The 4,203-nt window shown below is 70.2% G+C and carries 5 protein-coding genes; all 5 read right to left on the bottom strand.

What is annotated here, in order from left to right; genetic code table 11:
- The coding region (gene zwf / locus RDU12_RS13285; protein ID WP_308685065.1) for a glucose-6-phosphate dehydrogenase at window positions 1-1,392 on the bottom strand (1,392 nt) is incomplete at its 3' end.
- Between the two features lie 15 nt (window positions 1,393-1,407).
- Window positions 1,408-2,046 (bottom strand): bifunctional phosphoribosyl-AMP cyclohydrolase/phosphoribosyl-ATP diphosphatase HisIE, encoded by a 639-nt coding sequence (gene hisIE, locus RDU12_RS13280; protein WP_308685063.1) that lies wholly within the window; start codon window positions 2,044-2,046, stop codon window positions 1,408-1,410.
- Entirely contained in the window at window positions 2,043-2,810 is a 768-nt protein-coding gene (hisF, locus tag RDU12_RS13275) for an imidazole glycerol phosphate synthase subunit HisF (RefSeq protein ID WP_300292439.1), read from the bottom strand. Before hisF ends, hisIE begins: the two co-directional genes overlap by 4 nt.
- 31 nt (window positions 2,811-2,841) lie before the next feature.
- Window positions 2,842-3,576, bottom strand: coding sequence for a 1-(5-phosphoribosyl)-5-[(5-phosphoribosylamino)methylideneamino] imidazole-4-carboxamide isomerase (locus RDU12_RS13270; protein ID WP_300292437.1), 735 nt, complete (start codon window positions 3,574-3,576; stop codon window positions 2,842-2,844).
- A complete protein-coding gene (hisH, locus tag RDU12_RS13265; RefSeq protein WP_300292435.1) occupies window positions 3,573-4,175 on the bottom strand; it encodes an imidazole glycerol phosphate synthase subunit HisH in 603 nt (200 codons plus the stop codon). The genes RDU12_RS13270 and hisH overlap by 4 nt, the downstream gene beginning before the upstream one ends.
- Window positions 4,176-4,203 lie beyond the last annotated feature (28 nt).

Genomic DNA, 4,203 nt, shown 5'->3' with positions numbered 1-4,203 from the left:
GGTTCCCGCGGCGTAGTCCTTCGGCTTGAAGGCGGCGCCCTGCCAGGCCTCGGCGACTTCGTCGATCCATTTCCAGGCCTGCTCGGCCTCGTCGCGGCGGACGAACAGGGTGGAGTCGCCGCTCAGGGCGTCGAGCAGCAGCCGCTCATAGGCGATGCGGCGGCGCGGGGGGGCGGCGGTCCGGTCATTCTGACCCCAGGAGAGGGACATCTGGATCGGCTGCAGCTGCATGCGCTGGTCGAGGCCGGGCTTCTTGTTCATCACCGACAGGGAGATGTCCTCGTCGGGCTGAAGCTCGATGACCAGGCGGTTGGCCTCGATGGCGCCGCGGTCGCCGTGGTCGAAGATGGAGTGCGGCACCGGCTTGAACTGGATGACGATCTCGGTCCGCTTCTCGGCCAGCCGCTTGCCGGTGCGCAGGAAGAAGGGGGTTCCGGCCCAGCGCCAGTTGTCGATGTCGACGCGGAGGGCGACGAAGGTCTCGGTGTCGGAGGCCTGACCGCGCTCCTCGCTGTAGGATTTCGCCGGCTTGCCCTCGCTGGTTCCGGCGACGTACTGGCCGCGCACCGTGACGCGCTCGGCCTCATGCTCCGTGATCGGACGGAGTGAGCGGATGACCTTGACCTTCTCGTTGCGCACCGAGTCCGGGTCGAGGTCGGTCGGCGGCTCCATGGCCACCAGGCAGAGCAGCTGCAGCATATGGTTCTGCAGCATGTCCCGCAGGGCGCCGTACTCGTCGTAATAGGGCCAGCGATCGCCGACGCCGACGGTCTCGCCGACCGTGATCTGGACGTGGTCGATCGAGAGGCTGTTCCACAGCGGCTCGAAGATGGTGTTGCCGAAGCGCAGGGCGATCAGGTTCTGGACCGTCTCCTTGCCGAGATAGTGGTCGATGCGGAAGACCTGGTCCTCGGAGAAGGCGTGGGCGACGGCGTCGTCGATCTGGAGGAAGGACTGAAGGTCGCGGCCGACGGGCTTTTCCAGCACCACGCGGTCGGTCGGGTCCGCCAGGCCGGCGGCCTTCAGGGCCGTGACGATGCGGCCGTACAGCGACGGCGAGACGGCCAGGAAGCTGATCACGTTGCTTTCGCCGACCTTGTCCTTGATCGGCTTCAGGCTGGCCGGGTCGGTGGCGTCGACGGGCAGATAGTCGAGCCGCGCATCGAGACGGGCCCAGGCGTCGTCGGACCAGGCGTCGTCGGCGCGCGCCTTGGCCTCGACCGACAGGCGGACCCGGGCGACGTATTCCGCGCGGCTTTCCTCGGTGCGGGCGGCCCCGATGATCTTGAGGTCGTCAGGCAGCAGGCGGTCGTGCTCGAGAAAATAGAGCGAGGGCAGGAGCATCCTCATCGCGAGGTCGCCGCCGCCGCCGAACAGCACCAGGGCCGCCATACGCTCTCCTCAGGTTCAGGTCCCCGCTTGACCGGGGGTTTGTCTGGCCGCTTCCGCGCGTTGCGCCAAGACGTCGAGGACATCCTGAAACACCATGTGACGGGCGCGCAGCAGCACCAGCAGATGGTAGATCAAATCCGCGGCCTCCGATGCGAGTTCCGTATCGGGCCCGGCCGCGCCGGCCAAAGCGGTTTCGACGCCCTCCTCGCCGACCTTCTGGGCGGCGCGTTTGGGGCCCTCGGCGAGCAGGCGGGCGGTCCAGCTTTCGGCGGGATCGGCGGCGGCGCGGGCGGCGATGGTCGCCTCCAGCCGGGCGATGCGGCCGAGGCCGGGGGCGTCCTCCTCGCCGAAACAGCTGATGCGGTTCAGGTGGCAGGCGTTTCCGACCGGCCGGACCTTGAGCACCAGGGCGTCGCCGTCGCAGTCCGGGGTGATCGAGACGACAGACAGCCGGTCGCCCGAGGTCTCGCCCTTGCGCCAGCGGCCGCCGCGCGAACGGGAGAAGAAGGTCGCCTCTCCCGACTGGAGAGTCTCGTCCAGCGCAGCGCGGTCCAAATAGGCCAGGGTCAGCACCTGCAGGGTGGCGGCGTCCTGGACGACGACGGGGATCAGGCCGTCGCCCTTGGCGAAGTCGAGGGTGGCGGGGTCGATCATGGTCTCACCTCAACGCCCGAACCGGCGAGGAAGGCCTTGAGTTCGGGGATGGACAGGGCGCCGGTGTGGAAGACGCTGGCGGCGAGGGCGCCGGACACATTGGCGCTCTCGAACACGTCGAGGAAGTGCGAGGCGGCGCCGGCCCCGCCCGAGGCGACCAGGGGGATGGTCAGCCGGCTGCGGGCGGCGGCCAGCTGGCCGATGTCGTAACCGCGGCGGACGCCGTCCTCGTCCATGCAGTTGAGGACGATCTCGCCGGCGCCGAGCGACTGCGCCTCGACGATCCAGTCGAGGGTGCGGCGGCCGGCGCCGCGGCTGGCCGTGGGGTCGCCGGTGTACTGGTGGACGAACCAGTCGTCGCCGGCCCGTTTCGAATCCACGCCGACGACGACGCACTGGGCCCCGAAGCGGGCGGCCAGGTCCGAGATCAGTTCGGGACGTTCGAGGGCGGGGGAGTTGATCGAGACCTTGTCGGCGCCGTGGTCGAGGCAGCGGCCGGCCTGTTCGACCGAGCGGATGCCGCCGGCGACGCTGAAGGGGATGTCCAGCAGTCGGGCGATGTCGCGCACCCAGCCGTAGTCGAGGGTGCGGCCCTCGGGCGAGGCGGTGATGTCGTAGAAGACCAGTTCGTCGGCACCCTGATCGCGGTAGCGAGCGGCGAGGTCGGCGGCGTCGCCCATGTCGACGTGACCCTCGAAGCGGACGCCCTTGACCACCCGGCCATCCTTGACGTCGAGACAGGGGATGATGCGCCGGGCGGTCACTTGACCGCCCTCTTGCAGGAGAATTGGCCGGTCATGACCAGGCGGTCTCCAGCGCCTGTTCGAGGGTGAAGCGGCCTTCATAGAGGGCGCGGCCGACGATCGCGCCCGAAGCCCCGACCGAACGGGCGCCGGTCAGGTCAGTGAGGTCGGCGACGCCGCCCGAGGCCTGGAGCCAGAGATCGGGTCGGCGCTGATGGATCTGCGCCAGCAGGTCGAGATTGGGGCCGGTCAGGGCGCCGTCGCGGCCGACGTCGGTGACCAGCAGGTGTTTCGCCGACCCGGGCGGATAGCGGTCGAGGGCGGCCCACAGGTCCACCTCGGCGGCCTGGGTCCAGCCCTTCAGCGACGGGACCCAGCGGTCGCCGTCGGCGCGCACGTCGATGGCCAAGGTGATCCGGTCGGGACCGAACCGCTCAAGCCAGTCCGCCACGGCGCCGGGATCGGAGACGGCGAGCGAGCCGATGACGACGCGGCTGACCCCAGCGTCGAGCAGGCTCTGGATGTCATCGCTTGAGCGGACGCCGCCGCCGGACTGGATGCGGATGTCGATGGCGGCGGCCAGTTCGCCGATCAGGCCGTGCTGGACCGCCCGGCCGGCCTCGGCCCCGTCCAGATCGACGATGTGGGCCCAGTCGGCGCCGGCGGCGGCGAAGGCGGCCAGGCGCGCGGCCGGCTCCTCGTCGTAGCGGGTCACGGCGTCGAACCGGCCGTGCATCAGGCGCACGCAAACGCCGTCCCTGAGGTCGATGGCCGGGTAGACGATCATACGGGGAGGTCCAGGAAGTTTCCGAGAATGCGGGCGCCGGCGGCGGCGGATCGCTCCGGGTGGAACTGGCAACCCCAGCGATTGGCGTTACGAACCACGGCCGGAACCGGATCACCGTAGTCGGCGCGGGCGAGGGTCGCCTCGCCATCGGGGCAGACGTAGCTGTGCACGAAATAGGCCCAGGCAGAGTCGTCCAGACCTTCGAGCAGCGGGTCGGGACGGACGATCGACAGGCGAGACCAGCCCATGTGCGGGACGGGGCGGTCCGGAGCGGGCGTCATGCCGCGCACGCGACCCGGGATCAGGCCGAGCAGGGGCGCGCCGCCACCTTCCTCGCTGGACTCGAACAGGAGCTGCTGACCGAGGCAGACGCCGAGCAGGGGGCGGGGGAAGGCGCGGATGGGATCCACGAGGCCGAGCTCGGACAGCCGGGCCATAGCGTAGCCGGCCGCGCCGACGCCGGGCAGGATCAGCCGTTCGGCCGACGCGACTTCGGCCGGGTCGGCGGTCAGGCGAACGGTCGCGCCCAGCCGCTCGAGGGCGAACTGGACCGAGGCGACATTGCCCGCGCCGTAGGAGACGACGGTGACGAGGCTCATTGATCCTCCCCCATGGGGGGAGGGGGAC

This window comes from Brevundimonas sp. (assembly GCF_031082345.1).
Classification (GTDB): domain Bacteria; phylum Pseudomonadota; class Alphaproteobacteria; order Caulobacterales; family Caulobacteraceae; genus Brevundimonas.
This window is presented reverse-complemented; position numbering and strand designations above follow the sequence as displayed.

What these genes read in the sequence shown, in the direction of transcription:
- hisIE (WP_308685063.1), bottom strand. Translation starts at nt 2,046, where the DNA reads ATGATCGACCCCGCCACCCTCGACTTCGCCAAGGGCGACGGCCTGATC.
- RDU12_RS13270 (WP_300292437.1), bottom strand. Translation starts at nt 3,576, where the DNA reads ATGATCGTCTACCCGGCCATCGACCTCAGGGACGGCGTTTGCGTGCGC.
- hisH (WP_300292435.1), bottom strand. Translation starts at nt 4,175, where the DNA reads ATGAGCCTCGTCACCGTCGTCTCCTACGGCGCGGGCAATGTCGCCTCG.